Annotated in this window: 31 protein-coding genes; 17 read left to right on the top strand and 14 right to left on the bottom strand. The window is 69.2% G+C overall.

The genetic code is table 11. The features are described 5' to 3' along the window. Window positions 1-124 precede the first annotated feature (124 nt). Entirely contained in the window at window positions 125-1618 is a 1494-nt protein-coding gene (locus tag ACFY9N_RS00155) for a hypothetical protein (protein ID WP_391478426.1), read from the top strand. A 173-nt stretch (window positions 1619-1791) separates the two neighbouring features. Here ACFY9N_RS00155 and ACFY9N_RS00150 read toward each other — a convergent pair whose 3' ends face one another. Both ACFY9N_RS00150 and ACFY9N_RS00145 read right to left on the bottom strand, forming a co-directional pair. Continuing rightward, complete coding sequence (locus ACFY9N_RS00150; RefSeq protein ID WP_391476063.1) at window positions 1792-2406, bottom strand: hypothetical protein; 615 nt, start codon at window positions 2404-2406, stop codon at window positions 1792-1794. Window positions 2407-2646: 240 nt separating this feature from the next. Continuing rightward, window positions 2647-3711: a LacI family DNA-binding transcriptional regulator gene (locus tag ACFY9N_RS00145; protein ID WP_391476061.1), complete on the bottom strand. Its 1065-nt coding sequence runs from the start codon at window positions 3709-3711 to the stop codon at window positions 2647-2649. A gap of 60 nt (window positions 3712-3771) precedes the next feature. Here ACFY9N_RS00145 and ACFY9N_RS00140 point away from each other — a divergent pair, with 60 nt between their 5' ends. From ACFY9N_RS00140 to ACFY9N_RS00120, 5 genes are all read left to right on the top strand, one after another. Next, on the top strand, window positions 3772-4998 hold the full coding sequence (locus ACFY9N_RS00140; protein ID WP_391476058.1) for an MFS transporter: 1227 nt from the start codon (window positions 3772-3774) through the stop codon (window positions 4996-4998). Between the two features lie 164 nt (window positions 4999-5162). Then, complete coding sequence (locus ACFY9N_RS00135) at window positions 5163-5429, top strand: ribbon-helix-helix protein, CopG family (protein ID WP_391476056.1); 267 nt, start codon at window positions 5163-5165, stop codon at window positions 5427-5429. After that, a complete protein-coding gene (locus ACFY9N_RS00130) occupies window positions 5426-5665 on the top strand; it encodes a hypothetical protein (RefSeq protein ID WP_391476054.1) in 240 nt (79 codons plus the stop codon). The genes ACFY9N_RS00135 and ACFY9N_RS00130 overlap by 4 nt, the downstream gene beginning before the upstream one ends. Window positions 5666-5860: 195 nt before the next feature. Beyond that, window positions 5861-6556, top strand: coding sequence for an endonuclease NucS (gene nucS, locus ACFY9N_RS00125; protein WP_391476053.1), 696 nt, complete (start codon window positions 5861-5863; stop codon window positions 6554-6556). Between the two features lie 64 nt (window positions 6557-6620). Beyond that, a complete protein-coding gene (locus ACFY9N_RS00120; protein WP_391476052.1) occupies window positions 6621-7289 on the top strand; it encodes an HAD hydrolase-like protein in 669 nt (222 codons plus the stop codon). A 162-nt stretch (window positions 7290-7451) separates the two neighbouring features. Here ACFY9N_RS00120 and ACFY9N_RS00115 read toward each other — a convergent pair whose 3' ends face one another. Continuing rightward, on the bottom strand, window positions 7452-7658 hold the full coding sequence (locus tag ACFY9N_RS00115; protein ID WP_247628551.1) for a cold-shock protein: 207 nt from the start codon (window positions 7656-7658) through the stop codon (window positions 7452-7454). Window positions 7659-8301: 643 nt separating this feature from the next. Between ACFY9N_RS00115 and ACFY9N_RS00110 the strand changes: the two genes are divergently transcribed. Further along, window positions 8302-9120, top strand: a complete 819-nt coding sequence (locus tag ACFY9N_RS00110) for a shikimate 5-dehydrogenase (RefSeq protein ID WP_391476050.1) — start codon at window positions 8302-8304, stop codon at window positions 9118-9120. 138 nt (window positions 9121-9258) lie between these two features. On the opposite strand, the gene ACFY9N_RS00105 is transcribed toward ACFY9N_RS00110, so the two are convergent. Beyond that, complete coding sequence (locus ACFY9N_RS00105; protein WP_391476048.1) at window positions 9259-10449, bottom strand: MFS transporter; 1191 nt, start codon at window positions 10447-10449, stop codon at window positions 9259-9261. A 115-nt stretch (window positions 10450-10564) separates the two neighbouring features. Here ACFY9N_RS00105 and ACFY9N_RS00100 point away from each other — a divergent pair, with 115 nt between their 5' ends. Both ACFY9N_RS00100 and ACFY9N_RS00095 read left to right on the top strand, forming a co-directional pair. Then, entirely contained in the window at window positions 10565-11014 is a 450-nt protein-coding gene (locus ACFY9N_RS00100; protein ID WP_391476045.1) for a MarR family winged helix-turn-helix transcriptional regulator, read from the top strand. A gap of 157 nt (window positions 11015-11171) precedes the next feature. Further along, window positions 11172-11861, top strand: coding sequence for an aspartate/glutamate racemase family protein (locus ACFY9N_RS00095; protein ID WP_391476044.1), 690 nt, complete (start codon window positions 11172-11174; stop codon window positions 11859-11861). 40 nt (window positions 11862-11901) lie between these two features. On the opposite strand, the gene ACFY9N_RS00090 is transcribed toward ACFY9N_RS00095, so the two are convergent. Beyond that, the gene (locus ACFY9N_RS00090; protein WP_391476042.1) at window positions 11902-12264 is read right to left on the bottom strand and encodes a hypothetical protein; all 363 of its coding nucleotides are present in this window, start codon (window positions 12262-12264) and stop codon (window positions 11902-11904) included. 233 nt (window positions 12265-12497) lie between these two features. Next, on the bottom strand, window positions 12498-13385 hold the full coding sequence (locus ACFY9N_RS00085) for a dihydrodipicolinate synthase family protein (protein WP_391476040.1): 888 nt from the start codon (window positions 13383-13385) through the stop codon (window positions 12498-12500). Window positions 13386-13528: 143 nt separating this feature from the next. On the opposite strand from ACFY9N_RS00085, the gene ACFY9N_RS00080 reads away from it, so the two are divergent. Then, complete coding sequence (locus ACFY9N_RS00080; protein ID WP_391476037.1) at window positions 13529-14713, top strand: zinc-dependent alcohol dehydrogenase; 1185 nt, start codon at window positions 13529-13531, stop codon at window positions 14711-14713. 14 nt (window positions 14714-14727) lie between these two features. Here ACFY9N_RS00080 and ACFY9N_RS00075 read toward each other — a convergent pair whose 3' ends face one another. The 4 genes from ACFY9N_RS00075 to ACFY9N_RS00060 form a co-directional block, all read right to left on the bottom strand. Continuing rightward, entirely contained in the window at window positions 14728-14988 is a 261-nt protein-coding gene (locus tag ACFY9N_RS00075) for a hypothetical protein (protein ID WP_391476036.1), read from the bottom strand. Next, complete coding sequence (locus ACFY9N_RS00070) at window positions 14985-15209, bottom strand: hypothetical protein (protein ID WP_391476034.1); 225 nt, start codon at window positions 15207-15209, stop codon at window positions 14985-14987. The genes ACFY9N_RS00075 and ACFY9N_RS00070 overlap by 4 nt, the downstream gene beginning before the upstream one ends. Window positions 15210-15300: 91 nt before the next feature. Continuing rightward, the gene (locus ACFY9N_RS00065; RefSeq protein ID WP_391476033.1) at window positions 15301-15531 is read right to left on the bottom strand and encodes a hypothetical protein; all 231 of its coding nucleotides are present in this window, start codon (window positions 15529-15531) and stop codon (window positions 15301-15303) included. Window positions 15532-15724: 193 nt separating this feature from the next. Beyond that, entirely contained in the window at window positions 15725-16051 is a 327-nt protein-coding gene (locus tag ACFY9N_RS00060) for a hypothetical protein (RefSeq protein ID WP_391476030.1), read from the bottom strand. Window positions 16052-16235: 184 nt separating this feature from the next. On the opposite strand from ACFY9N_RS00060, the gene ACFY9N_RS00055 reads away from it, so the two are divergent. From ACFY9N_RS00055 to ACFY9N_RS00030, 6 genes are all read left to right on the top strand, one after another. Next, window positions 16236-17096 carry an AraC family transcriptional regulator gene (locus ACFY9N_RS00055; protein ID WP_391476028.1) on the top strand — a complete coding sequence of 287 codons (861 nt, stop codon included), beginning with the start codon at window positions 16236-16238 and terminating at the stop codon, window positions 17094-17096. Between the two features lie 170 nt (window positions 17097-17266). Beyond that, on the top strand, window positions 17267-18190 hold the full coding sequence (locus ACFY9N_RS00050) for an ABC transporter ATP-binding protein (RefSeq protein ID WP_391476027.1): 924 nt from the start codon (window positions 17267-17269) through the stop codon (window positions 18188-18190). Continuing rightward, window positions 18187-19242 (top strand): iron-siderophore ABC transporter substrate-binding protein, encoded by a 1056-nt coding sequence (locus ACFY9N_RS00045; RefSeq protein ID WP_391476024.1) that lies wholly within the window; start codon window positions 18187-18189, stop codon window positions 19240-19242. Before ACFY9N_RS00050 ends, ACFY9N_RS00045 begins: the two co-directional genes overlap by 4 nt. A gap of 83 nt (window positions 19243-19325) precedes the next feature. Next, a complete protein-coding gene (locus ACFY9N_RS00040; protein WP_391478425.1) occupies window positions 19326-21368 on the top strand; it encodes an iron ABC transporter permease in 2043 nt (680 codons plus the stop codon). 216 nt (window positions 21369-21584) lie between these two features. Next, window positions 21585-22142: a hypothetical protein gene (locus ACFY9N_RS00035; protein WP_391476022.1), complete on the top strand. Its 558-nt coding sequence runs from the start codon at window positions 21585-21587 to the stop codon at window positions 22140-22142. Window positions 22143-22212: 70 nt separating this feature from the next. Next, window positions 22213-22563: a nuclear transport factor 2 family protein gene (locus ACFY9N_RS00030; protein ID WP_391476019.1), complete on the top strand. Its 351-nt coding sequence runs from the start codon at window positions 22213-22215 to the stop codon at window positions 22561-22563. Window positions 22564-22590: 27 nt separating this feature from the next. On the opposite strand, the gene ACFY9N_RS00025 is transcribed toward ACFY9N_RS00030, so the two are convergent. After that, window positions 22591-23151, bottom strand: coding sequence for a TetR/AcrR family transcriptional regulator (locus ACFY9N_RS00025; protein ID WP_391476017.1), 561 nt, complete (start codon window positions 23149-23151; stop codon window positions 22591-22593). Window positions 23152-23202: 51 nt separating this feature from the next. On the opposite strand from ACFY9N_RS00025, the gene ACFY9N_RS00020 reads away from it, so the two are divergent. Next, complete coding sequence (locus ACFY9N_RS00020) at window positions 23203-23523, top strand: DUF952 domain-containing protein (RefSeq protein WP_391476015.1); 321 nt, start codon at window positions 23203-23205, stop codon at window positions 23521-23523. 5 nt (window positions 23524-23528) lie between these two features. Here ACFY9N_RS00020 and trxA read toward each other — a convergent pair whose 3' ends face one another. The 3 genes from trxA to ACFY9N_RS00005 are packed head-to-tail and all read right to left on the bottom strand — an operon-like array spanning window position 23529 to window position 25475. Continuing rightward, entirely contained in the window at window positions 23529-23903 is a 375-nt protein-coding gene (trxA, locus tag ACFY9N_RS00015; protein ID WP_391476013.1) for a thioredoxin, read from the bottom strand. Between the two features lie 36 nt (window positions 23904-23939). Then, window positions 23940-25238, bottom strand: coding sequence for a Na+/H+ antiporter NhaA (nhaA, locus tag ACFY9N_RS00010; protein WP_391476011.1), 1299 nt, complete (start codon window positions 25236-25238; stop codon window positions 23940-23942). Between the two features lie 60 nt (window positions 25239-25298). After that, complete coding sequence (locus ACFY9N_RS00005) at window positions 25299-25475, bottom strand: hypothetical protein (RefSeq protein ID WP_391476009.1); 177 nt, start codon at window positions 25473-25475, stop codon at window positions 25299-25301. Window positions 25476-25728 lie beyond the last annotated feature (253 nt).

Below are 25728 nucleotides of genomic sequence, written 5' to 3'. Positions count from 1 at the left end.
CGGTTTCTCGCGAAGGGGCCCTTCGACAGGCTCAGGGACACAGTTTCCGTCCACACGCCACTGGGACGCTGAGCCTGTCGAAGCGTCCACCACGAGACCACCGACGTGGGAGAGTAAGCCCGTGATGCGGACGTGGCTGCGGGAGCTGGGGGGGTGGATGCTGGCGGCCGCCGTGTCGCTCGTCGTCGCGGCATCCGTCGCCTCATCGGCCCGGGCCGAGCTGCTGTTCCGCGACGGGGACTCGGTGATCGTGGCGATGCTCTCGCGCTCGCTGCTCGCGGGCGACCGGCTCGATTGGGCGATGTCGAGTGTGCTGTTCCTGCCCGAGACCGCGGTGTTCACGGCACTCGACGCGGTGCTGCCGGTGGGCGTGAACGCGCTCTTCGCGGTGAGCGCCGTCGTCAATGTGCTCGCGCTCTACGGTGCGGTGCGGCTCGTCGCCGGGCGAGCACGGGTGGGTCGGGCTCCGGTCGCCTGGTCGGTCATCGCCGTCGCCGCGTTCGGGGCGCTCGCGATGACCGAGATGTCTCCGTCGCGAAACGCGCTCGACCTCGCGTCGCTGCAACTCACGACCACCTACTACTCGGCGACCGTCGTCGGGGTGGCGCTCGCGATCGGGATCGCCCGACGGATGCTCGACGGTGCACGCCTGCTGCCGATGTCTCTCGTGCTCGGCGCCGTCGCGCTGGTCTCGACGCTGTCGAACCCGCTGTTCGCGGCCTGGGCGACGGTGCCACTCGGGGCGATCACGGCGATCGGCGCGCTACGCGTCGCCTCGCGCGGACGGATGCTGGCGATCCTCGCCGCTCTTCTCGGCGGCACCCTGCTCGGCTTCGCGGCACGTATTCCGTTCGCGGCATGGATCGCGAACACCGGCGCCGGCTACGCCCAACCCGACCTCTGGCAGGAGTCGATCGGGTACTACGGCGACCTGCTCGGCGATCGGCTGTCGACGCCGCTCGGGGTCATCGCTCTGCTCGTGGTGGTCGCGCTGCTCGCCCTCGCCATCGTGCGCACCGTGCGGGCCGACGAACCAGGCGCGCGGTTCGTCGCCCTCGCCGCGTGGGTTACGCCCGTGCTCGTGGTGATCGGCGCGATCGCCCTCGGCACCCACGCCGCCCGCTACCTGCAGCCCCTCGCCTTCGCACCGATGCTCGCCCTCGTCGCGCTGCCGCGACCTCTGCGCGTCCCGGTACGCGCTCGGCGGCAGCTCGCCGCGGTCGCGACCGTCGTCCTGCTCATCGCCGGCGGCCTGAGCATCCCGCGCCTGGCCACAGCCGCGAACGCACCCGATGCGGATGCCGCCTGCGTGACCGACTGGGTCGAGGCATCCGATCGCACCGGCGCCGGCCAGTTCTGGACCGTGCGACTGCCCAAACTGCACCTCGACGATCCGTCGCAGCTCGTGCAGGTCGACCATCAGCTCAACGGCTACGCGTGGCTCGTGAACCGCGCCGACTTCGATGCGGGCGACGTGTCGTTCCTCGTCGAGGACGCGCAGACCGTGCCGTGGGAGCTGCCGATCCAGGCGATCCCCGACGAGATCGTCGACTGCGGTCGGTATCGCATCCTCGACTTCGGCGAGACGGTACTGCCGCTGGGCCCGCAGCGCAGTTGAGGTTCGCGCAGGGCGGGTGCTTCGACAGGCTCAGCAACCCAGTTACTTTCACTGGGTCCCTGAGCTTGTCGAAGGGCCCACCCCGAGACACCTCAGTGCCCCAGTTTCAGGCTCAGCCCCGGTGTCAGCCACTGGGTCCCTGAGCCCGTCGAAGGGCCCCACCCCGAGAACCCTCAGCCCAGAACGCCCAGGCCCTCGGGAGTCAGCACGTGCAGGGCGGTGGTGACAGGCTTGCCCGGTCCCGTCGCGAACGTCGAGTCGCTGTACTGGCGGAGTACGTCGACGTTGTCTGCGTCGTCCGCTCCGCACACGACCAGCCCGATGCGCGACGGGAGCGCGAGCACCGGCGCACCGGCGATCTGCACGCGGTCGAGCCACAGCTCGGGTACGAGCACCAGCGACGCCGCGAGGTCGGCCTCCGCCGGCGTCTGCAGCCGGTAACCACCGTCGGCTCCCCCGATGTCGAGGTCGCCCGACACCCGGCGCACGAGGTTCTCGACCGCCGACCGGTGCAGCTCGTCGGCCCCTCCGAACGCGTCGACGCCGCCGCGCTGCACGACGTCCCACATGCCGTGCGCATCGGTCGCGTAGGTCGCCCAGAGCTCATCGGTGATCTGCCGCGCGAACGGCATCGCCGACTCCGGGAAGTCCGGGATGCCGGCGAACTTCTGCTCGTTCGCCGCGAACCATTCGCGCCCGACGAGCAGCGGAACGACGAGTCCCTGCAGTGCCGATTGAACGGAAGCGGATGCCTCCGGCTCACGCTTCTTCCTGCGGAATAGTCCCATTCGCGTACTCCCCTACGTCGAGATCGGCTCGCTTCGCCGCCGATCGTATCGGTCACGAAGAACGACGAGAAGCCGACCGAGATCTGACGCCGATCGCGGTGGGTGCTTCGACAGGCTCAGCAACCCAGTTTCTTTTGCTGGGTCCCTGAGCTTGTCGAAGGGCCCGCCCCGAGACCGCCCTCAGCGCCCGTCCGTCACTGGGTCCCTGAGCCTGTCGAAGGGCCCCACCCCGCGAAACCCTCAGCGCGACGGCACCCCGGTCGTCGTCCCCGGACGGAACACGCACACGAGGTTCTGCGTCTCTCCGGTCTCGCCCCGCAGCATCCGCGCGATCTGCTCTCCCGCGGCGCGCCCCTTCTCGACGGCCGGCTGCACGGTGGTGGTGAGCGACTGCCCGCCGAGACCGTCGATCGCGATGCCGTCGAACCCGGCGACCGAGACGTCCTCCGGCACGCGCAGCCCGAGTTCCTCCGCAGCGCGGATCACACCGACCGCGAGCAGGTCGCTCTGCGCGAGCACGGCGGTGGGCCGGGTCGCGGCGTCGGCGAGCAGCATCCGCCCGATCACGATGCCCTCGTCGATGAAACTGCCGGATGCCGAGATCGCAGGCGCATCGGGGAACACCCGGCGCATGCCCTCGAGCCGATCGACCGTGACGCCGACCGTCGCGGCGGCGAGGCGCTCGGGCGTGACGATCGCGCGTTCCCGGTCGTGGCCGAGCGTGAGGGTGACGAGCGCGACGTCGCGGTGCCCGAGATCGTAGACGTGCTGGGCGACCTCGGCCGCGGCATCCGCGTTGTCGAGCGCGATGCGCGGGATGCTCGCATCGCCCGGGTCGCCCTCGATGACGACGACCGGCAGGCCGCGACCGCGCAGCACCTCGACCGACTCGCGCGTACGGCCCGACCATCCGATCAACACATACGCGTCGACGGGGGCACCCGCGAGACCGGGCCCGTCTTCGCCCGGCTCGTCGCGCATGAGCAGGATGCCGGCGCTGAGCTCGGCGAGACCGTCGGCGAGACCGTCCATCATCGCGGTCGTCACGGGGTCGAGGAAGGCGTTGCGCAGGTGGCCTTCGAAGACGACGGCGACGATACCGCTGCGTCCGAGCCGCAGCGAGGCGGCGCGGGGATCGGGACCCGCGTAGCCGAGTTCGGCGGCGGCGGCGAGTACCCGCTCGCGGGTGGCGTCGGCGACTTTGGCCTTACCGCTGAAGACGACGGATGCCGTCGACGTCGCGACTCCGGCCTCACGGGCGACGTCGGCGATGGTCGCGCGCCGGGGCGGCTCCTGACTGGTCATGCTTCGAGAATAGCCCGCCCGCCTTTCCGCGCGTCGAATCGATTCGATAGGATAACGCCCATGGATGCCGTCCTCACCCGTTCGCAGTTCGTCCGCTGGCGTGCCGCGATCTTCGCGATCTTCATGGCCAGCGGCCTCTCGATCGCGACCTGGGCGTCGCGCGTGCCGAGCATCAAGGCCGATCTCGGCCTCGACAACGCGCAGGTCGGACTCATCTTGCTCGGCATGGGCATCGCCTCGATCATCGGCATCTCGACGAGCCCCGCCGTCATGGCCCGCACGGGCGCTCGCGTCGGCATGCTCGCGACCATGCTCATGTTCTCGGCGGGCATCGCGCTCGTCGGTCTCGGGTCGACCATGTTCGCGTCGGTGCCGGTCGTGCTGATCGGCATGGTGCTGTTCGGCTACGGCAACGGATGCCTCGACGTCATGATGAACGTCGAGGCGACGGCGATCGAGCAGCAGATGGGCAAGACCGTGCTGCCGGTGTTCCACGCGTTCTTCAGCTTCGGCACCGTGATCGGCGCGGGCATCGGCGCCCTGGCCGCCTGGCTGCAGCTCACGGTTGCCACCCACGCCGGCATCATGGGGATGCTGCTCGCCCTCGTCGCGGTCGCGACCTTCCTGCAGGTTCCCGTGCGCGAGGCCGCGCTCGACCCCGAACCCGCCGAGAAGCCCGCCTTCCGCGAGCGGATGCACACAGCACTCGAGGCCTGGCGCGAGCCGCGCACCTATCTGCTCGGCGTGGTCATGCTCGGCATGGCCTTCGCGGAGGGCGGCGCGAACGACTGGATCGCCCTCGGCGCCGAGCAGGGCCACGGCTTCACGACCGGCACCGGAGCCGTCGCCCTGGCCGTCTTCTCGGTCGGCATGACGGTGGTGCGCCTGTTCGGCGGCCCGATCGTCGACCGCTTCGGCCGCGTGCTGGTGCTGCGCGTGCTCTCGGTCGCGGCGGCGAGCGGTGTTCTGCTGTTCATCCTCGGACCGAACCTGCCCCTCGTGCTCCTCGGCGCCGCACTCTGGGGCATCGGCGCGTCGCTCGGCTTCCCGATCGGCATGTCGGCCGCGGCCGACGACCCCGCCAAGGCCGCTGCCCGCGTGAGCGCCGCCGCGACCATCGGTTACGTCGCCTTCCTCGGCGGGCCTCCCGTTCTGGGCTTCATCAGCGAGCACATCGGGCTGCTGAACACGCTGTACATCCTGGTCGCGCTGATCGTGGCATCCGGCCTGTTCTCGGGCGCCGCCCGCCCCCTCCGCGCCGACGAGAAGGTCGCGGCGACGAAATAGACGCCGCTGCTGCGCAGCATCCGTCCGCAGCATCCGTCCGCCGTGCGAAAGGAGATCTCGCGCAGCGCAGGAGCGGATGCCGCTTCCGCTCCTGCGGAGAGCGAGATCTCCTGCGCAATGTGCGCACCTTCCCATCATGCCTGTTTCGTATTACGATACCTGTCATGGCGAGGAAGATGCAGGGCCGCGAGGTGTCCGAGGCAGAGGTCGACCGCTGGGTCGACGAAGCCGAGGCGGGCTACGACGTCGACGACCTGAGACGACGGATGGGCGGCCGCCCCTCGCGCGGAGGGGTGGCATCCGAGGTCGTTCCCGTTCGACTGACGACGGCCGAGCTCGACGCCGTCATGCGTCGCGCCGAGAAGGAGAATCTCAATCGTTCCGAAGCGATTCGCGCTGCCCTCGCGGCGTGGGCAGCCCCGGCTGCATGATCGTTCGGGCGTCCGCTCTCAAGCACGGAATCTCCGAGGACGACGCGGTTCAGGCCGCGACCTGGGCCAGTCGGCATATCTCCCTCGACGACGACAACCCCGGACGTCAGTTGCGCATCGGGTTCGACACGAACAGCCGCCTACTCGAGTTGGTGGTTCTCGTCTGGGACGACGGCACGGAAGAACTGATTCATGCGATGAAGGCCCGTCCGCAGTACGTCCGCCTCCTCGAGTGACCACGCCAAAGAAAAAGTCGCGGCGACGAAGTAGACAGCCCGGCTGCGCAGCATCCGTCCGTTCGTCGAAACCCACCACTCGCGTCGAGACGGCGACGGTGGGTTTCGACGAAGGTGAACGGTCTCACCCGCGCCTCCCGCAGACTCGCGAAGGCGTCGGCCGAGAACCCCGCCCCGACGAAGTAGGCTCGTCGGGTGCGTCTCGTCATCGCCCGCTGCTCGGTCGACTACACCGGCCGGCTCAATGCCCACCTGCCCCTCGCTACGCGTCTGCTCGTACACAAGGGAGACGGAAGTCTGCTCGTGCACTCCGACGGCGGCAGCTACAAGCCGCTGAACTGGATGAGCCCGCCGTGCACCCTCACCACCGAGGAGCCCGGCGAAGAAGAGGCATCCGCCGGCGTCGTCGAGGTGTGGCGGGTCAGCCACAAGAAGACCGGCGATGCGCTGCGCGTGCAGATCTACGATGTGCTCAGCGACACCTCGCACGATCTCGGCATCGACCCCGGTCTGCAGAAGGACGGCGTCGAGGCCGACCTGCAGCGCCTTCTCGCCGAACAGGTCGAGCGCATCTCCGAGGGCGCGACGCTCGTGCGCCGCGAGTACCCGACGGCGATCGGTCCGGTCGACCTGCTGGTGCGGGATGCCGACGGCGCCGCCATCGCTGTCGAGATCAAGCGTCGCGGCGACATCGACGGCGTCGAGCAGCTCACCCGCTACCTCGAACTGCTGGGCCGCGACCCGCACCTCTCCCCCGTGCAGGGCGTGTTCGCCGCGCAGGAGATCAAGCCCCAGGCCCGCGTTCTCGCCGAAGACCGCGGCATCCGCTGCCTCGTGCTCGACTACGACGACATGAAGGGCATCGAGTCAGGCATCCCCCGCCTCTTCTGACCCACCGCTGCACGTCCGTGCACCGCGCGCGGCACGCACCCCGCGTGCCCATAGGCTGGAGGGCATGGCCTCCTCCCCTTACTCCTGCGTGCTGTGGGACGTCGACGGAACGATCGTCGACGCCTCGGTCGGCATTCTGCGCCGCCTGAACGTCGCCCTCACCCACTTCGGGCACCCGGCGCCGACGCGCGAGCAGCTCGTGCACTGGATCGGGCCGCCCATGTTCCAGTCGTTCCAGGACCAGGCGGGCATGACGCCCGAGCAGTCCGCCGAGGCCGTCTCGTTCTACCGCACGCTCGGCAAGGCCGACGGCTACACGACCGATGTCACCACCTACCCGGGCGTGACCGATCTGATCCACGACGTGCACGCCGCCGGCATCCCGCAGGCTACGGCGAGCTCGAAGCCCGAGAACCAGGTCGACGCCCTCGTCGACCACTTCGATCTGCGCGCCGACTTCGTCACCACGGTCGGCGCGACGCCCGACGAGTCGACCCTCGCCTCGAAGACCGACATCGTGGCCGAGGCGCTGCGCCGGTTGAAGGATCGCGGCGCCGACGTGTCGCGCCCGGTGTTGATCGGCGATCGCCACCACGACGTCGAGGGCGGCAACGCGAACGGTGTGCCGGTGATCTTCGTCGAGTGGGGCTTCAGCGACACGCACGAGGGCGACGACGCGGCGCTCCGCGCAGCATCCGTTGACGATTTGCGGGCCCTGCTGCTCACGGCGTGACGCCCGCCGGTTCATAACTCCGGAGAATGTGCGGGGCGGGACCCTTCGACGGGCTCAGGGACCCAGCGTCGAGAACCGACCACCACCCGGAAAGCACAGAACTCCCCGCCGGATGTCACCGAAGGGTGACGGATCCGGTCGGGGAGTTCTGCTCCTGGTCGCTCAGAGAGCGCGGATGTTCTCGGCCTGCAGGCCCTTGGGGCCCTGCGCGACGTCGAACTCGACCCGCTGGTTCTCTTCGAGAGACCGGTAGCCGGAGGAGTCGATGGCGGAGTAGTGCGCGAAGACGTCGGCGCCTCCGTCGTCGGGGGAGATGAAGCCGAAGCCCTTCTCCGAGTTGAACCACTTAACGGTGCCCTGGGTGCTCATGTACTGCCTGTTCTGCTGGAAAAAATAGCCGACGCAGGGATGCACCGACACCGCTAACGCTAGTGGAGGAGGCCCCGAGGGCAATAGACGCAATCAGAAGGTAACCCAAATGTTGCATGAGCGTCGTGGCGGGGGCGCCGCCCGGCGACGCCCCCGAAGACGGACCCTCGCTCAGAAAATGGTGTGGCCCTCACCGCGGGGGGAGCGATGAGGGCCGAAGACGACCGGAGGGTGCGTCAGAGTCCACTGTACCTCTTTTTTGGGATCCGTGTCCCCCATTTGGGGGACAAATCTCAAAAAAAGTGCAATCATGTCGATAGCGGCCCTCTCGAGTAGCCCATTGGGGACTGAACTACTCGAGAGGACCCAGTGACATGCACGGATCGTCTTGCCTCTGGGGAAGGCTTCCCGTCTTCTGGGGAAAGACGGAGACGATCGATCCCCATGTGCATGCAACTTCACCATAGGGGAGGATGAACGATCCCGCCACGGCGAAAACCGTGGCGGTGAAGGTGAAGATCGGGGATTGATCCTGGGAGGATCGCAGGTTTCGGGAAGAGGCGGGGCGGACAGCACGGAGGCACCTCCGGCGTTCCGCCTCTCCCGAATCCGCGGGTCGCTCGAAGCTGAGTAGCCTGAGCGGGTGACCATGCTGAACAAGGACATGACGCTGTGCATCTCGCTGTCTGCTCGACCGAGCAACAACGGCACGCGCTTCCACAACTTCCTCTACGAGGCGCTCGACCTCAACTGGATCTACAAGGCCTTCGCGCCGACCGACCTCGCTCAGGCGATCGCGGGCGTGCGGGGCCTCGGCATCCGGGGGTGCGCGATCTCGATGCCCTATAAAGAGGACGTCATCGCGCTCGTCGACCACATGGACGCCTCGGCCTCGGCGATCGACTCCGTCAACACGATCGTGAACGACGACGGCGTGCTCACCGCCCACAACACCGACTACTCGGCCATCGCACAGCTCATCGAGGAGAACGGGCTGGATGCCGCGGCATCCGTCCTGTTGAAGGGATCGGGCGGCATGGCCAAGGCGACGGCTGCCGCGTTCCGCGACGCCGGGTTCGCGAACGTGACGATCATCGCCCGTAACGAGGCGGCGGGTCGCGCCCTGGCAGAGCTGTACGGCTTCGCCTGGCAGGCGGATGCCGGAGACACCGCCGCCGACATCATCGTGAACATCACCCCGATCGGCATGGCCGGCGGGGCGGACGAGCACACCCTGTCGTTCTCGGAGGAGGCGGTGGCTGCGGCATCCGTCGTGTTTGACGTCGTCGCGCTGCCGGCCGAGACGCCGCTCGTGCGGGCGGGGCGTGCGGCGGGGAAGACGGTCATCAGCGGAGCGGAGGTCGCGACGCGGCAGGCGCTCGAGCAGTTCGTGCTGTACACCGGGATACGGCCGTCGGTCGAGCTGGTGCGCCAGGCCGAGGAGTTCATGCGGGCTCAGTAGCGCGTGTGTGGCGGGACGCTTCGACAGGCTCTGGGTCCCTGGGCCTGTCGAACGGCCCCCGCCACTGGGTCCCTGAGCTTGTCGAAGGGCCCCAGTCACTGGGTCCCTGGGCCTGTCGAAGGGTCCACCCCGAGATACTCAGACCCCGACGAGTTCGCTCTCCTCCGCGCGCCGCGCACCGTGCGTCCGCCGCGTGGCGGACGCCGCGAACACCATGATCACCAAGGCGGATGCCGTGATCGCCGCGCCGATCCAGATGGGCGAGGTGTAGCCGAGTCCGGCCGCGATGCCCACGCCTCCGGCCCAGGCGCCGAGCGCGTTGCCGAGGTTGAACGCTCCGATGTTCGCACCGGAGGCCAGCGTGGGTGCCCCACCCGCGAACTGCATGATGCGGCTCTGCAACGCGGGCACGGTTCCGAAGCCGAATCCGCCCATCACGACGAGGATCACCATCGTCGCCGGCTGCGACCAGGCGAGCAGGCCGAAGGCCACGAGCACCACGACGAGCGCAGCGATGAAGATCAGCAGGGTGCGGTCGATCGAGCGGTCGGCGAGGCGTCCGCCGATGACGTTGCCGGCGACGAGACCGATGCCGAAGAGCACGAGCAGCCACGGCACGGCGGCCGCATCGAATCCGCCGACGCCGGTGAGGGTGTAGGCGATGTAGGTGAAGGCGCCGAACATGCCGCCGAAGGCGAGGATGGTGACGACGAGCGACAGCCACACCTGTCCGGAACGGAAGGCTGAGAGCTCGCTTCGCAGGCTCACGACCGCGTCGGCGGAGCGGGGGGCCTTCACGACCGCTGCGATGCCGACGAGAGCGACCACGCCGATCACGGTGATGACCCAGAATGTCGCGCGCCATCCGAACTGCTGGCCGATGAAGGTGCCGAGGGGCACGCCGAGCACGTTCGCGGCGGTGAGGCCGGTGAACATGATCGAGATCGCGCCCGCCTTCTTGTCGGGGGCGACGAGCTCGGAGGCGACGACCGACCCGATCCCGAAGAACGCGCCGTGGCACAGGGCGGCGACGATGCGCCCGATCATCGCGCCGGTGTAGTCGGGGGCCATCGCGGTGAGGGCATTGCCGGCGATGAACAGCACGAGCAGCCCGATCAGCACGGCCTTGCGCGGTAGCCGCACCGTGGCGGCGGTGACGACGAGTGCGCCGACCGCGACGCTCAGCGCGTAGCCCGAGATGAGCCAGCCCGCCGTCGCCTCGCTCACGGCGAAGTCGGCGGCGACCTCGGGGAGCAGGCCCATGATCACGAACTCGGTGAGTCCGATCCCGAAGGCCCCGAGGGCGAGTGCGATGAGTCCGAGTGGCATGGTGGTGCTCCGTGGTGCTCTGGTAGGATTAGTTGCAGACGCGGGATATTGTGTCAAGAACACAATGATTGCACGCGCAAGTAGTTTGCGCAAGCAACGACTTTCGGAGGTCACCATGGGCATCTCAGACGACGCTGTCGAGATCCGCGCGCGCGGGTGGCGCACGCTCGCCGCTCTGCACGGCATCATCGAGGCCGAGCTCGAACGCGCACTCGGAGCGTCCGTCGGGCTGTCGGTCGTCGAGTACACCGTGCTCGACGCGCTCAGCCGCCAGGACGGCTGGCACATGCGGATGCAGCAGCTCGCGCGAGCGACGGCACTGAGCCCCAGCGCTACCACCCGCCTCGTCACGCGCCTCGAGGACCGCGGACTCCTGACCCGCATCCTCTGCGCGGATGATCGTCGCGGCATCTACACCGAGCTCACCGCCGCCGGGCGCGCGCTCTACGACGAGGCACACCCGATCCACGACGAGACTCTCGAACGCACGCTCGGCGACGCGATGGAGCAGCCCGAGCTCGCCCCCGTCGTGCACGCCCTGCAGGGGAGTTCGGCCCTGGCGTAGTGCGAGGCAAGACGCTTCGACAGGCTCATCGACCCAGTCTCGGAGTCAGCGACCCAGTTGCGGAGGCTGGGTCCCTGAGCCTGTCGAAAGGCCCCGCACAAGAGGCTCGGTCCCTGAGCCGGCGAAGCGAGACGAAGGGCGCGGATACCCTGATCAGATGAAGACGATCGGCGTTCTCGGCGGCATGAGCTGGGAGTCCTCCCTCGAGTGGTACCGCCTGGCGAACGAACGGGTCGCCGCACGGCTCGGCGGCTATCACTCGGCCCGCATCCTGCTCGATTCCCTCGACTTCGCCGAGATCGAAGCGCTGCAGGCGCAGGACGACTGGGATGCCGCCGGCACCCTCCTCGCCGATCGCGCCCGCGCGCTCGAGTCCGCCGGCGCCGAGATCCTCGTGCTCGCGACGAACACCATGCACCTCGTCGCCGACCGGATCACGGATGCCGTCGGCATCCCTTTCCTGCACATCGCCGATGCCGCCGGCGATGCGGTGACCGAAGCAGGGCTCACCACCGTCGGCCTGCTGGGCACCGCGTTCACGATGGAGAAGCCGTTCTACGCCGAGAAGCTCGACGAGCACGGCATCCGCACCATCGTTCCGGATGCCGACGACCGCCGCACCGTGCACGACATCATCTACAGCGAGCTGGTGCACGGCGTCGTGCGCGACGAGTCGCGGCAGCGCTACATCGACGTGATCGAGCGCCTGGTCGATCGCGGTGCCGAGGGTGTCATTCTCGGATGCACCGAGATCGAGCTGCTCATCACCGCCGCCGACGCACCCGTGCCGGTGTTCCCGACGACTGCGCTGCACGTCGAAGCGGCGGTGACGGCCGCCCTGGGCTGAGCGCGACCGGCACCCTGAGCCCCCGCCTGGCTCCGTGACGTCAGGCCGCGGCCTGCGATCCCGCCGCGGTGTGGCGCGCAGCGCGCCCGCGGCGGCAGATCGCGGCCATCACGAGCGCGATGACGAGCGCGACCACGATGTACAGCGTGATCCAGAGGCCACCGTTCGGGTCGAGAGCGAACTGCACCGACTCGTCGGCCCGGGAGTTGCCCCGGCCGCCTCCGAGCACGAGGAACCAGAACGCACCGAACAGCAGCGAGGCGATCGTCGCGACCCAGGCGAAGAACCCGCCCACCGAGTACCGACGGAGCAGCGTGAACAGCACCGCCAGCACGAGAACGAGCACATGCCCGCCGATGACGGCGAGGAAGATGGGGTCGTCGGTGGCCGAGGTGAGATCCATTGGGTGCCTTTCTGCAGTCATCGGGCGGCCGAGTGGACCCGCCCCCTGAGTAAGACGATGTGGAGCGGAAAGTGTGACGAAGCCGTGCGGATGCATCTCACGGGGGACCCTTCGACAGGCTCAGGGACCCAGTCACGCGCACTGGGTTGCTGAGCCGAGAAACTGGGTTGTTGAGCCGAGAAACTGGGTTGCTGAGCCTGTCGAAGCACCCGCCCGCAGCCGACGGCGCCCCCTCAGTCGCGCAGGCCGAGACGCTCGACGACGTCGATCACGCGCTGCCGCTCCGCCCCGCCGAGTCCGCGCAGCGGGCGGGGCAGCGAGGGTGCGACGACCAGACCGAGATGCTCGGCGATCGTCGCCGTCACGCGTGCGCTCCCGTGCACGGCGAAGAGATCCCACAGGGGCTGCAGGCGGGCGGATGCCGCGAGCGCCGCGTCGTCTCCGGCGAGCGCGGGCCGGGCGATCTCCTGCATCGCGCGGGGCAGGGCCCCTCCGACGGCAGTGAACCACGTGTCGCATCCGCCGAGGAGCCCGGCGGCGGCGGCACCGTCTCCCGAGATGCCGATGCGCACGTGCTCCGGCACCACCGCGCGGATCTCGGCGACCCGCGCCCGCGAAGCCTCGACTCCACCCACCGGCGGGATCTTGATCGCCGCCACCCGCGGAAGCTCCGCGATCCCCGCATACAGCTCGAGTGAGAAGGTGAACCGGGTCGTGCCGGGGTTGTCGTAGACGACGAGCGGCACCGAGAGTCCCGCGGTGACGTCGGCATACAGTCCGAAGACGTCGTCGTCGGTGAGGGGCTGGTAGCTCACGGGGGCGAGCAGAACGGCGGATGCCCCGGCATCCTGCGCGTCGTCGGCGAGCGCCTGCACGTGCGAGGTGCGCGTCGCGCCCACGCCGACGACCACGGGTATGCCTCGCGCGCGCTCGACGCTGGCGACGGCGACCGCCCGGCGCTCCGCACGGTCGAGGTAGGCGTACGACCCGGTCGAACCGAGGGCGCCGATGGAGTCGACCTCCGCGTCGGCGAGCCGGTCGATCAGCCCGGCGTAGGCGGGGAGATCGACGCGGTCGTAGCGGATCGGGGTGAGCGGAAAAGCACTGAGACCGGTGAGCACCCGACCAGCGTATTGCGGGCGGGGACCCTTCGACAGGCTCAGGGACCCAGCGACGAGCACCCACCCCGCGAGCCTGTCAACCCGGTATGCCCGCACGTGACGATCGCACACCGTGGAACGACACCCACGGATCGGAGCACACCATGAAGGCACTCACTTGGCAGGGCACCCGCAACGTGACGGTCGAGGAGGTGCCAGACCCCGTCATCGAGCAACCGACGGATGCCGTCATCCGTGTCACCTCGTCGGCGATCTGCGGGTCGGACCTCCACCTCTACGAGCTGCTCGGGCCGTTCCTCGATCGCGGCGACATCCTCGGCCACGAGCCGATGGGCGTGGTCGTCGAGGTCGGCGCGAGCGTCACGAAGCTGAAGGTCGGCGACCGCGTCGTGATCCCGTTCAACATCTCGTGCGGAGAGTGCTTCATGTGCACCCACGGCTTCCAGTCGCAGTGCGAGACCACGCAGGTGCGCGAGTACGGAAGCGGAGCGGCGCTTTTCGGGTACACGAAGCTCTACGGGCAGGTGCCGGGCGGGCAGGCCGAGTACCTGCGTGTGCCGCTCGCCGACTACAACCACATCCCGGTCGCATCCGATCTCCCCGATGAGCGCTACCTGTTCCTCAGCGACATCCTGCCCACGGCATGGCAGGGGGTCGATTACGCGCAGGTCCCCGAGGGCGGCACGCTCGCCGTGATGGGCCTCGGGCCGGTCGGCCAGTTCGTCGCCCGCATCGGTCGCCACCGCGGCTATCGGGTGCTCGCGGTCGACCCTGTGCCGGAGCGGCGCGCGATGGCCGAACGCCATGGGATCGACACCCTCGACCTGACCGACACCGTGGTCGACGAGCTGCGCGATCGCACCGACGGCCGCGGTGCCGACGGCGTGGTGGATGCCGTGGGCCTCGAGGCGCACGGCAACGCCGGCGTCGAGTTCATCCAGAAGGCGGTGGGCCTGCTACCCGACGCAGCCGCGCGCCAGCTGCTCGACAAGGCCGGTATCGACCGCCTCGCGGCCGTTTACGCCTCGATCGACGCCGTGCGCCGCGGCGGAACGGTCTCGATCAGCGGGGTCTACGCCGGCGACGCCGACATCATGCCCATGAAGACGCTGTTCGACAAGCAGATCAGCCTGCGCATGGGGCAGTGCAACGTCAAGCGCTGGATCGACGACATCATGCCGCTGGTGGAGGACATCAGCGATCCGCTGGGTGTGATGGACATGACGACGCACCGCGCTCCGCTCGACGACGCCCCCGACCTGTACCGCACGTTCCAGAAGAAGGAGGACGGCTGCATCAAGGTGATCTTGAACCCGTCGACCGTCTAGTTCCCCGGGGCGGGTCAGCGGCCGCGGTTTCCGATCCCGGGTTCGTCGTTGTGCTCGGAATTGTACGACTCGTTCTCGGCCGCGGCCGCCTCGTCGGTCGCTTCGTCGACGCCGACCGTCGCCGCGGAGCCCGAATCGGCACCCGCATGGCCGGCGGGCACGTCATCCACACCGACACCGTCGCGCTGCCGCTGGTCGAGCAGCTCGCGGATCCGCTCCTCGGCATCGGCGCCGGTGGGCATGTGCGTGTCGCCAGCGCGGCCGTCGTCGCTCACGCGCCCTCCTCCTCGACGTCGTCGGGCGAGTCGGCGATGCCGAGATCCGGGTCGGTGTTCACGGCACCGCCGATCGCGTCCTGCCCCTCAAGACGCGTCTCGGCCGAGACGTCGTCGTCGGGGAGGGTGGAGTCGTCGCTTTCGACGAGGTCCTCCTCCTCGGGGAGGATGCCGGGTTCCTGCGAGCCGATGGAACTGATGATGCCTTCGGGGTTCGACACGGTGATTCCTCTCGTCGTCGGTCGTCAGGCTCCCAGAGTGCCCGCGACCTCGCCCGAGCGGATGCCCGTTGACAGAGTCCGCTCGAGGCGTTTAAAGGGTGCCGTGGCCGGTGTCGGCGGTCGTGATGTCCGACGGGGCGCTCTCGAGGCCGAAATCGGGGTCGGCGGTGACGGCGCCCGCCGCGTCCTGATCCGCGATCATCTCCTCCTCTGCAAGCTCTTCCTCCCGCAGTGCGTTCTCCTCGGCCAGGTCCTCTTTAGGGGGAAGGTGTGCGGACTCCTCCGTGCCGAAGGAGGTGATGAGACCTTCAGGATTCGACATGTCGTGCTCCTCTCGTCGTCGGTGCACTCCAGGGTGCCCGCGACCGCGGCCGAAGGGATGCCCGTTGACAGGCATCCGTTCGGCGCGTAGCCGCGCGCAACGCCCTCGGCCCCTCCGGCATCCCGCATCGAATCGGTTCGCTTCCAATACATCGCCGCGTGCGCACGGACGAAACCGGGTGGGCGTCGGGCTCTCAGATGCCCGGCATCCGACTCTTGCGATGCGGGAGCCGACGACGCACGTCGAGCACGAGACCCCAGACCACGGCGAGCAGCAACGCAACGCTGACGCCGCCGATGGCGAGGTGCACGGGCGTCAGCACTGTGGTGTCGGTCACCTCCGTGCGGGGCGACGGCGTCTCACCGCTGAGTGCCCGCTCGGCGTCGACGACGGTGATCGCGGATGCTGCGGCCGCCGGTTCCGCGGGTGCGGCGAGCACCGGCCCTGCGACGAGCGCAGCGGCCAGAGCAAGAGTCGAAAGGGTGCGCCGAAGGCGCGCGCGGACGCGAGTGTTCCCCACCGGGGTTCTCCTTCATGGCTTCGGGTAAAGCCGGACGGATACCGGGCGTACATCCCCCATCACCTCGTCTCCGCCCGAGGAGTGGAGAGGCTCGGTCACTCTAGCCGATCCGCCGACATCGAAGCCGCCGCGCGCGGTCGAAACACCCGATCTTTCGTGAGACGTCACTTCGTAGACTCGGAGCATGCAGCAGGCATCCGCCCCCGTGCCCTCGCGCGGCGCGTGGCGACGCGAGGACAACACCGTCATCCTCGACGAGATCCAGGTGCCGGATGCCGTGCCTCCCCCGTTCGCGATCTCCACCGAAAGCGTGTTCGTGACGGTACCGCTGGAGTTCGAACCGCACGCGCACCCCGTCCACGAACTCGTGTGGGTGCGCGGCGGAACGATGACGGTGCGCCTCGCGGATGCCGTCATCACGGTGCCCGAGGGGCACGGCCTGTGGATTCCGGCGGGCGTCGTGCACTCGGGGCGCACGACCGCCCGCACGATCCTCTCGGATGCGCTGTTCGACCCGCAGCGTTCACGCCTCGGCGCCCCGGCGTTCGCCGCGTCGTCGGCCGTCGAGGTGACTCCGATCCTCGCCTCGCTGCTGACCCACCTCGAGCGCGACGACCTCAGCGAGCAGGAGCGCCTGCGCGCCGAATCGGTCGTGTTCGACGTACTCGCCCCCGCCGAGGGCCAGCTGTCACTCCGCGTGCCGGATGCCGAACGCGTCGGGCCGATCGTGGCGGCGCTGCTCGATGATCCGACCGACGACCGCACCCTGACCGAGTGGGCAGCGCTGCTCGGCATCAGCGAACGCACCGTCACTCGGCTTTTCCGCGCGCACACGGGGCTCTCGTTCTTGCAGTGGCGCCAGGTGCTGCGCGTCCATCAGGCCCTGGCGCTGCTGGCCGAGGGGTTGTCGGTGCACGAGGTCGCCGAGGTGATGGGGTACGCGCAGCCGAGCACGTTCATCGCCTCGTTCAAGCGGGTCATGGGCAGGACTCCGGGTGCCTACACATCGACATCGGCGACTCCCGCAAGAACGTACCGCGCCTGAGATGTCCGGAACGCCGTATCGAGTGGCGGATGACCTCGATTGCGGACCCGGGCGCGCCGATCTAGCCTGGTGAGGCAAGGTAACCCTAAGAACGTGTCTTCCCGCGCATCCGCCCGTCGCCTCCGACGACCGAGGAACCCTGCATCCACCCCCTCCGACGCAGGACCCTCATGACTGCCGCACGCTCTTCCACGCCCTCCCCCCTCGCGGGACAGCGCGTCGCCTCTCGTCTCTCCGGCGAAGATCTTTCGCTCGGTTTCGGGCGCACGACGGTCGTCGACGGGGTCTCCGTCACACTGCGCCCGGGTCGCGTCACCGCCCTCGTGGGCCCGAATGGCTCGGGCAAGTCCACGCTGCTGCGGAGCCTCGCCCGCCTGCACCCCGTGACCGGCGGTCGGATCGTGCTCGACAGTGATGACGGAGCGGATGCCGAGGCGCGACCGATCGCCACTCTGAGCGCACGCGAGTTCGCCCAGCAAGTCACCCTCTTCGCCCAGTCGCGCGTCGCGCCGCAGGGGCTGAGCGTGCGCGAAGTCGTCGCCTTCGGACGGCATCCGTATCGCCGCCGCTTCGCTGGGATGAGCGACGACGATCGCGCCGCCGTCGAGCACGCGCTGGATGCGACCGGCGTGGCCTCGATGGCCGACCGCGCCGCCGGCGAACTCTCCGGCGGAGAACTGCAGCGGGTCTGGCTGGCCGCCTGCCTCGCGCAGGAGACCGGCGTCGTGCTGCTCGACGAACCCACCAACCACCTCGACCTGCGCTATCAGGTCGAGACCCTCGACCTGATCCGCGACCTCGCCGACGCCCACGGCGTCGCGGTCGGCGTGGTCCTCCACGATCTCGATCACGCGGCGCGCGTCGCCGACGACCTCCTGCTCATGGCCGGGGGACGCGTGCTCGCCTCGGGCACGGCGCGCGAGGTACTCACAGCCGAGAACATCGGCGCCGCCTATCAGCTCCGCGTCGAGGTCAGCGTCGACCCGCGCACGCACCGGCTGCGGATCGACCCCGTCGGCCGCCACGCCCCGCGCCTGCACGATGCCGCCTCCGTCCCCCCTTCCACCGACCGTTCTCGAGAGGACACCCCATGACCCGCGCTACCCGCCTCGCGGCCGTCGCCGTGGCCGGCATCGCCGCGCTGACGCTGACCGCCTGTGGTACCACCGATGTCTCGGCCGGCGGCGACACCGCCGATGCCGTGTCGTCGCAGAGCTGCACCGACGACACCACGACGACCTCGACCGACGCCGTCTCGATGACCGACAGCCTCGGCCGCACGGTCGAGCTCGACAAGCCCGCCGAGCGCGTGGTCGTGCTCGAGTGGCAGCAGACCGAAGACCTGCTCTCGCTGTGCGTCACGCCCGTGGGCGCGGCATCCATCGACGGCTACGAGACCTACGTCAGCGCCGAGACGCTGCCCGACGGCGTGGCCAACGTCGGCGAGCGCGGCGAGCCCGACCTCGACGCCGTCTACGGAGCCGATCCCGACCTCATCGTCATCGAGGCGTACAGCGCCGACGATGAGCTGCTGAAGAAGCTCGAAGAGCGCGACGTGCCCGTGCTCGCGACGATCGGCGCCGACGGCAACGGTCAGATCGCGAACATGAAGGAGGTGTTCTCGATGATCGGTGAGGCGACGGGCCGCACCGAGCGTGCCGACCAGGTGCTCGACGAGTTCGACCGGCACCTTGCCGACGCTAAGGAGAAGGTGGCCGACGCCGACCTCGCCACCACCGACTTCGTCTTCTTCGACGGCTGGATCGAGGGCGGCAACGTCGTCATCCGCCCCTACGGTCAGGGCGCCCTGTTCACCGAGCTCGGCGAGGAGCTGGGACTCACCGGCGCCTGGACCGACGAGATCAACGACTCCTACGGCAGCGGCGGCGTCGACCCGGCGTACGGTCTCGCGCAGACCGACATCGAGGGACTCACCGCGGTCGGCGAGGCGAACCTCGTCTACTCGAACGACGGCACGGCCGACAGTTATGTGACCGAACTCGAGAAGAGCTCGATCTGGACCTCGCTCCCCGCCGTGAAGGAGGGCCGCGCGTTCGAGTTCCCCCCGGGTGTCTGGGGAGCAGGCGGCCCGCGTTCGGGTGAGCAGGCCATCGACGCCTTCGTCGAGGTCATCACCGGCAAGTGACCGCACCGACCAGCTTCGCGCCCGTCGGCCGGCTTCCCGAAAGCGGGGAGCCGGTCGACGGCGGGGCCGCTGCTCGCCGAGGGATGCTCGGGGGCCTCGGCCTGCTGGTCGCGCTCGTCTTCGCCGTGGTCGGCGTGGGGCTGTGGCATCTGACGCAGGGAACGTCGGGGATCGGCGCGACCGATCTGCTGCGGGCTCTTGCGGGAGAAGACGTCAGCGTCGGCGGAGTGCCGGTCGGTGACGTCTTCACCGGCTCGCGCCTGCCGCGCCTTTTCGCGGGTATCGCGGTGGGCTTCGCCCTCGGCGTCGCCGGCGCGCTGCTGCAGTCGATCACGCGCAACGCCCTCGCCTCGCCCGACACCCTCGCGGTGACGGCCGGCGCCTACTTCTCTCTCACCGCCGTCGCGGCATTCGGTCTCTCGGTGCCGCTGTGGGCATCGAGCGGGGTCGCCTTCGTCGGCGGTCTGCTCGCCGCGGCGCTCGTGCTCGCCCTCACCGGGCGCGCGGCCGGTACCACCACCACTCGCCTCATCCTCGCGGGCTCCGCGATCGCGATGGCCCTCGACTCCGGGACCGCGATGCTGCTCATCCTCTTCAAAGAGAACACCACCGGGCTCTTCGCCTGGGGCAGCGGCTCGCTCGGCCAGCTCAACCTCGACGCCTCCGCCCGGGCCGCACCGATGATCGTCGCCGTGCTGCTGATCGCTCTGCTGCTGTCGCGGCGCCTCGATGTGCTCGGACTCGGCGAGGACACGGCATCATCACTCGGGGTCCCCGTGCGCTCGACCCGCGCGGTCGCCGTCCTCTGCGCCGTGCTGCTCACCAGCACGGCCGTCACCCTCGCCGGCCCCATCGCCTTCGTCGGCCTGGGCGCTCCGGTGCTCGCGCGGCTGCTCGCGACGCGGGTCACGGCACTGCGTCGCCACATCTTCCTGGTGCCGGTCTCCGGCCTGCTGGGCGCCCTCCTCATCCTGCTGGCGGATGCCGTACTGCGGGCGATCCTGGGCGCCGAGGGGGCGACCTCGATTCCCACCGGTATCCCGACCGCGCTCCTCGGCGGCGTCGTCATCATCATCCTCGCGTTGCGGATGCGCGATGCGGGGAGCGCCCGGGCGATCCGCACCGCGCGGTCGACCCTGCGTACGCGTAGTCGATTCATCCTGGTGGCGCTGGTCGCGATCGCGTTGCTGGTCACCACGATCGTGATCGGCCTTCTCGCCGGCAGCCTCTGGCTGCGTCTCGGTGACATCGCTCTCTGGCTGCAACAGGCCGCCCCCGACCTCGTCACCCGGGCGCTCGACGAACGCGGCCCGCGTGTCGCGGCCGCGGTACTCGCCGGCGCCGCCCTCGCTCTCGCGGGTGTCGCCGTGCAGGGCACCGTGCGCAACCCCCTCGCCGAGCCGGGGTTGCTGGGCATCACCGCCGGAGCGGGGCTCGGCGCCGTCATCGTCGTGACATCGAGTGTGGGCGGCGGCGCACGCCCCGCGATCATCGCGATGGCCATCGTGGCCGGGCTCTTGACGTTCGCTCTCATCACTCTTCTCGCCTGGCGCGGCGGACTCTTGCCCGACCGGTTCGTGCTCATCGGTATCGGAGCCGGCTACGCCATCAGCGCCGTGACCACGTTCCTGCTGCTGCGCTCCGACCCGTGGGAGACCCCGCGGATCCTCACCTGGCTCTCCGGCACGACCTACGGGCGCTCACTCCCTGACGTGATGCCCGTACTCGTCGTGATCGCGATCGCCGCACCGCTGTTGTGGGGCATGCGACGTCAGCTCGACCTGCTCGCGATCGACGAGGACACCCCGCGCATCCTCGGCGTTCCGCCCGAGCGCACACGGTTGGGGGTGCTCGCTCTCGCGGCCGTGCTCGCATCCGTCGCCGTGGTGGCGATCGGCACCGTCGGGTTCGTCGGGCTCGTGGCACCGCACCTCGCGCGCACCCTGGTCGGGGCGCGCAATGGGCGAGTGATCCCGGTCGCGATGGTGCTCGGCGGCCTCATGGTGCTCGTCGCCGACACGCTCGGGCGCACGCTCATCGCCCCGTCACAGCTGCCGGCAGGACTGATGGTCGCGCTCGTCGGGGCGCCGTACTTCGTGTGGCTGCTGGGGCGGATGCGAGACTGAGCACGGCGGCGTTGGCCCCGCGGCGTCGAGACACCACATCCGCCGTGCGCCGTAGAGCCGACACCCAGTGTTCTCCCGCACACTGTCGCGATGAAGTTCGACGGAGTCCTCCCCAGTGATGCCCCCGATCCCCGTATCGAGATCGATGCGCGAATCCGCGCGTTGCCCGTCCGACCCTTCCGATTGCGACCTCAAGCGTCGCTGACCAAATCCTCCATGAACTCGCTCATGGAGAGTCACCTCGACGGAGCGGTGTCGTCCCTGGCCGCCTCGTCGAGCTATACGCTCTGGCGGTACCCCGAAGACCGCTCGGATCCACGCAACCGCGTCGAGATCGACGAACGGACCCGCCGGGCGATCGAGGACGAGCCCGCGCATGGCCGCCCTTCGTGGGTCGCGGAATTGTCGAAGATGCTTCTCTATCCGATGCTGTTCGAGGCGACCCGTACGAGCTGGTTCGCGAACCCCACCGATACGAGGTCATCCCTCCGTGTCGTGCTCGCCGACCACGTCGACCATGTGCTCCGCAACACGCGTCGTGGAGAAGCGGAATTCGCCCCTGACTCCGGGAGGCGTCGTCTGGATCCGACTCCGGAGGCGGTCGTCGAGGGGCTCGTCCAGGTCGACGGCATGGAGCGCGTGGGCGTTCAGTACGACGACGATCCCTGCGTGCACGCTGTCGGCTTCCGCATCGATGACAACTCCGTGTGCACGACTGTCGTCCCACGGAACGCTCTGGCGATGGTCACACTCGATCACGTTCTACTGGATTGAGAGCGGGCGCACGGTCGCGACCGTTCGGGCACCGCTTGCCACGGCATCCGTCCCGGCTTACGCTCGCGACATGTCGAGCAGCGCCGTCGGGGTCGTCCAGGAGTTCATGCGCGCGTTCCGCGATCAGGATCGCGCGGCGGCCGAGCGCATCATGGCCGATGATTTCGTGTTCACGAGTCCCCAGGACGACCACATCGACAAGGCGACCTGGTTGGAGCGGTGCTTCCCCACTGCCGGGCACTTCAGTTCTCCTGCGCACACGCTCCAGATCATCCCGATCGACGGGTTGGTCCTGCACCGCTACGAATATGCCGTCGACGGCGTGCTGTGGCGCAACGTCGAGTCGCTCGAAGTGCGCGGCGGTCGGGTGCACGCCGTCGAGGTGTATTTCGGCGGATCGGTCGGGCGCGCCGGGGCCTGACGCGAAGCCGATCCTCGAAGCGCCGCGTCAGAGTCCGAGGACTTTCAGCGTGCGATCGACGTGCGCGGCGACGAGCTCGGTCGAGGGCGCGGGATCGAGTCCGAGCAGGCGCCGACGGTGCGGCTCTCCGAGGAGAGCGGCGAACAGGAGGTCGGCGGGAACGACCGCGTCGGCCGGAAGGTGCTCACTGAGGAAGCGCTGCGCTCGCCCCGGACCTTCGTCGTAGAACTCGGCGGCGAGCGCTGCATCCGCTCCCCCCGCTCCGATCAGCGCGCGATGAACGGCGACGGCTTCGTCGGCGAGGAGGTGGCTCACCACGGCGACGGATGCTGCGCGCACACCGTTCGCCGACTGCCAGGCGCCGTCGGCGTAGGCGTGCTGCCGACGGACGGCCGCACGCACGAGTCCGAGCCGATCGCCGTACTCGCCGTAGAGGGTGCGCTTGGCGACGTGCGCATCGGCGGCGATGCGGTCGAAGGTCACCGAGTCGTATCCCTCGGATGCGAGGATCGCGACGACCAGATCGACGATCCGCTCATGGCGCTCGGCCTTATCTCCGGCGGAGGGGCGCCCGCGCTTTCCGGTCATGGGAGTAGCCTATCGTTTAATGCAACGCATTCGTTTCATTTAGGAGGAGCGTTGAGCAGTCAGATCCATCACATCGCCATCCAAGACGACTGGGAGATGAGCCGCGGGTTCGGCGAGTACGTCGTCTCAACCCGCGGGATCCACCTCGACGACGCGGGATTCATCCACGCGACCACGGGCGGGCGCGTGGCGGAGGTGGTCGAACGCCGCTTCGGCGATCTCGATCTTCCGCTCCTCGACATCGTGATCGACGTCGAGGCGCTCGAGGCCGCAGGCGTGCGCGTCGACTGGGTCGACGGCGCGCCCCGCATCCTGGGCGAGCTCCCGATGTCGGCAGAGGTGATCGCGGCGGAGACGCCGATCGTGCGGTGAGGGCTCTACTCGGCGGAAGCCGCCTCCGCCTCCGCGATCTGAGCGCGCACGGCATCCATATCCAGGGCGCGCACCTGGCCGATGAGGTTCTCGAGGGCCGGGGCGGGCAGGGCGCCGGCCTGCGAGAAGACGAGGATGTTGTCGCGGAACGCCATCAGCGTCGGGATCGAGACGATGCCCGCGGCGCGCGAGAGGTCCTGGTTCGCCTCGGTGTCGACCTTCGCGAAGGTGATGTCGGGGTGCTGCTCCGACGCCCCCTCGAAGATCGGCCCGAACATCCGGCAGGGTCCACACCACTCCGCCCAGAAGTCGACGAGCACGATGCCGTCCTTCTCGACCGTCTGCGCGAAGTCCGCACTGCTGAGCGCCGTCGTTGCCATGAGGATGTCCTTTTCGTCGAGTGGCTTCCGACCAGCCTACGGATGGCGGGGGACATCGGGGCCGTCTCCGCTCCCTGCGGCGCGTGCACGCGCGTTCCGCACCGCGAGCGCGACACCGCCGATGACCGCGGCGATCAGCGATCCGAGCAACACCCCGATCTTGACGTGCTCATCGGCGACGGATGCCGAGCCGTAGGCGAGCTCGCCGACGAGCAGGGAGACCGTGAAGCCGATACCCGCCAGGAACGACATGCCCACCAGATCGGGCCAGCGCAGCGATTCCTCCAGCCGCAGCGCCGGGATGCGACTGAGCAGGAAGGTCGTGAGGAGGATGCCGATGGGCTTGCCGACCACCAGACCGATGATGATCCCGATCGTGATCGGGTCACGCAGCGCCGAGAGGAGACCGTCCATCCCGCCGATGCTCACGCCCGCCGCGAAGAACGCGAACACGGGCACAGCGAAGAGCGTCGCGACGATTCCCCATCGATCGGCGAAGTGCGCGGCCATGCCGTCGTACTGCGTCTCGCCGTCGTTTTCGCCCACGGCCACCCGCGCTCTCTCGGTCGGCAGTACCGGCACGACGAAACCGAGCAGCACGCCGGCGACGGTCGCGTGCACCCCGGCGGCGTGCACGCAGACCCACACCGCGATGGCCAGCGGTAGCAGGATCCACCACGCGCGCACGCCCTTCTGCACGGCGAACGCGAATCCGGCCAGCGGAAGGAGCGCGAGCACGAGCAGCGGCAGGTCGATCGACTCGGTGTAGAACGTCGCGATGATCGTGATCGCGATCAGGTCGTCGACGATGGCGAGCGTCAGGAGGAACACCCGCAGCGCGGGCGGGAGGAAGCGGCCGACCACGGCGATGACCGCGACGGCGAAGGCGATGTCGGTGGCGGTGGGGATCGCCCAGCCGCGCAGTGCCTCCGCACCGCTCGCGGCGTTGATGATCACGAAGAACACTGCCGGAACTGCGACGCCTCCCACAGCGGCGGCGATCGGGAGGGCCGCACGCCGGGGGTCGCGGAGTCGCCCGGCGACGAACTCCTCCTTCAGCTCGAGACCGACGACGAAGAAGAAGATCGCGAGCAGCCCGTCGGCCGCCCAGGCGCCGACGCTGAGGTCGAGATGCAGTTCGGGGATGCCGAAGGTGAAGTCACGGACGCCTTCGTACCAGGGGGCCGCCGGCGAGTTGGCCAGGATGATCGCGGCGACGGTCGCGGCGAGCAGCAGCGCGCCGCCGAGCACGTCGCTACGGGCGGTGGAACGGATGCCGCGCCACAGCTCGTGCGGGGCGAAGCGGGGGCGGATGCGAAGACGGGAAGAAGACATGGGTGTACCTCGAGAAGTAGGAGTGGTCGACGAACGCGGCCACCCCTCGAGAGGCGCGGCCTAGGGTCGACGAGGCGGTGGGCAGCCGGCGATCTCGCCGTGCGAGATCGTTCCCCAGACGCTGGTCCATCCGTTGGTGCCGGGGTGCATCACGACACGCATCCACTCCCCCATCGGGGTCGCCGACGACAGGCGGCGCGGAGCGCGCGTCGAACCTGCGGTGAGGAGGGAGGGCACGGTTTCAGCGTACCGGGCGGGGCTGAACGTGGTCTTGTGGCGCATTTCTCACCCTTCCCAGTTTCGAATATATGTTCTAGACTCGGGGTATGACATCGACCGCCACGGCCGCTCTCGACGCGCCCCCTCTCGACAAGGTCGAGTGTGGCCGTCTGTTGGATGAGTGGGTGGATGTGCGGCGGCGGATCGCGGTGTTGGAGGCGCAGGCCGCGGCGTTGTTGGGTGAGCGGATCGGTGAGCATGATGCGGAGGT

The sequence above is a fragment of the Microbacterium sp. NPDC008134 genome (genome assembly GCF_042957055.1).
Lineage (GTDB): Bacteria > Actinomycetota > Actinomycetes > Actinomycetales > Microbacteriaceae > Microbacterium.
This window is presented reverse-complemented; position numbering and strand designations above follow the sequence as displayed.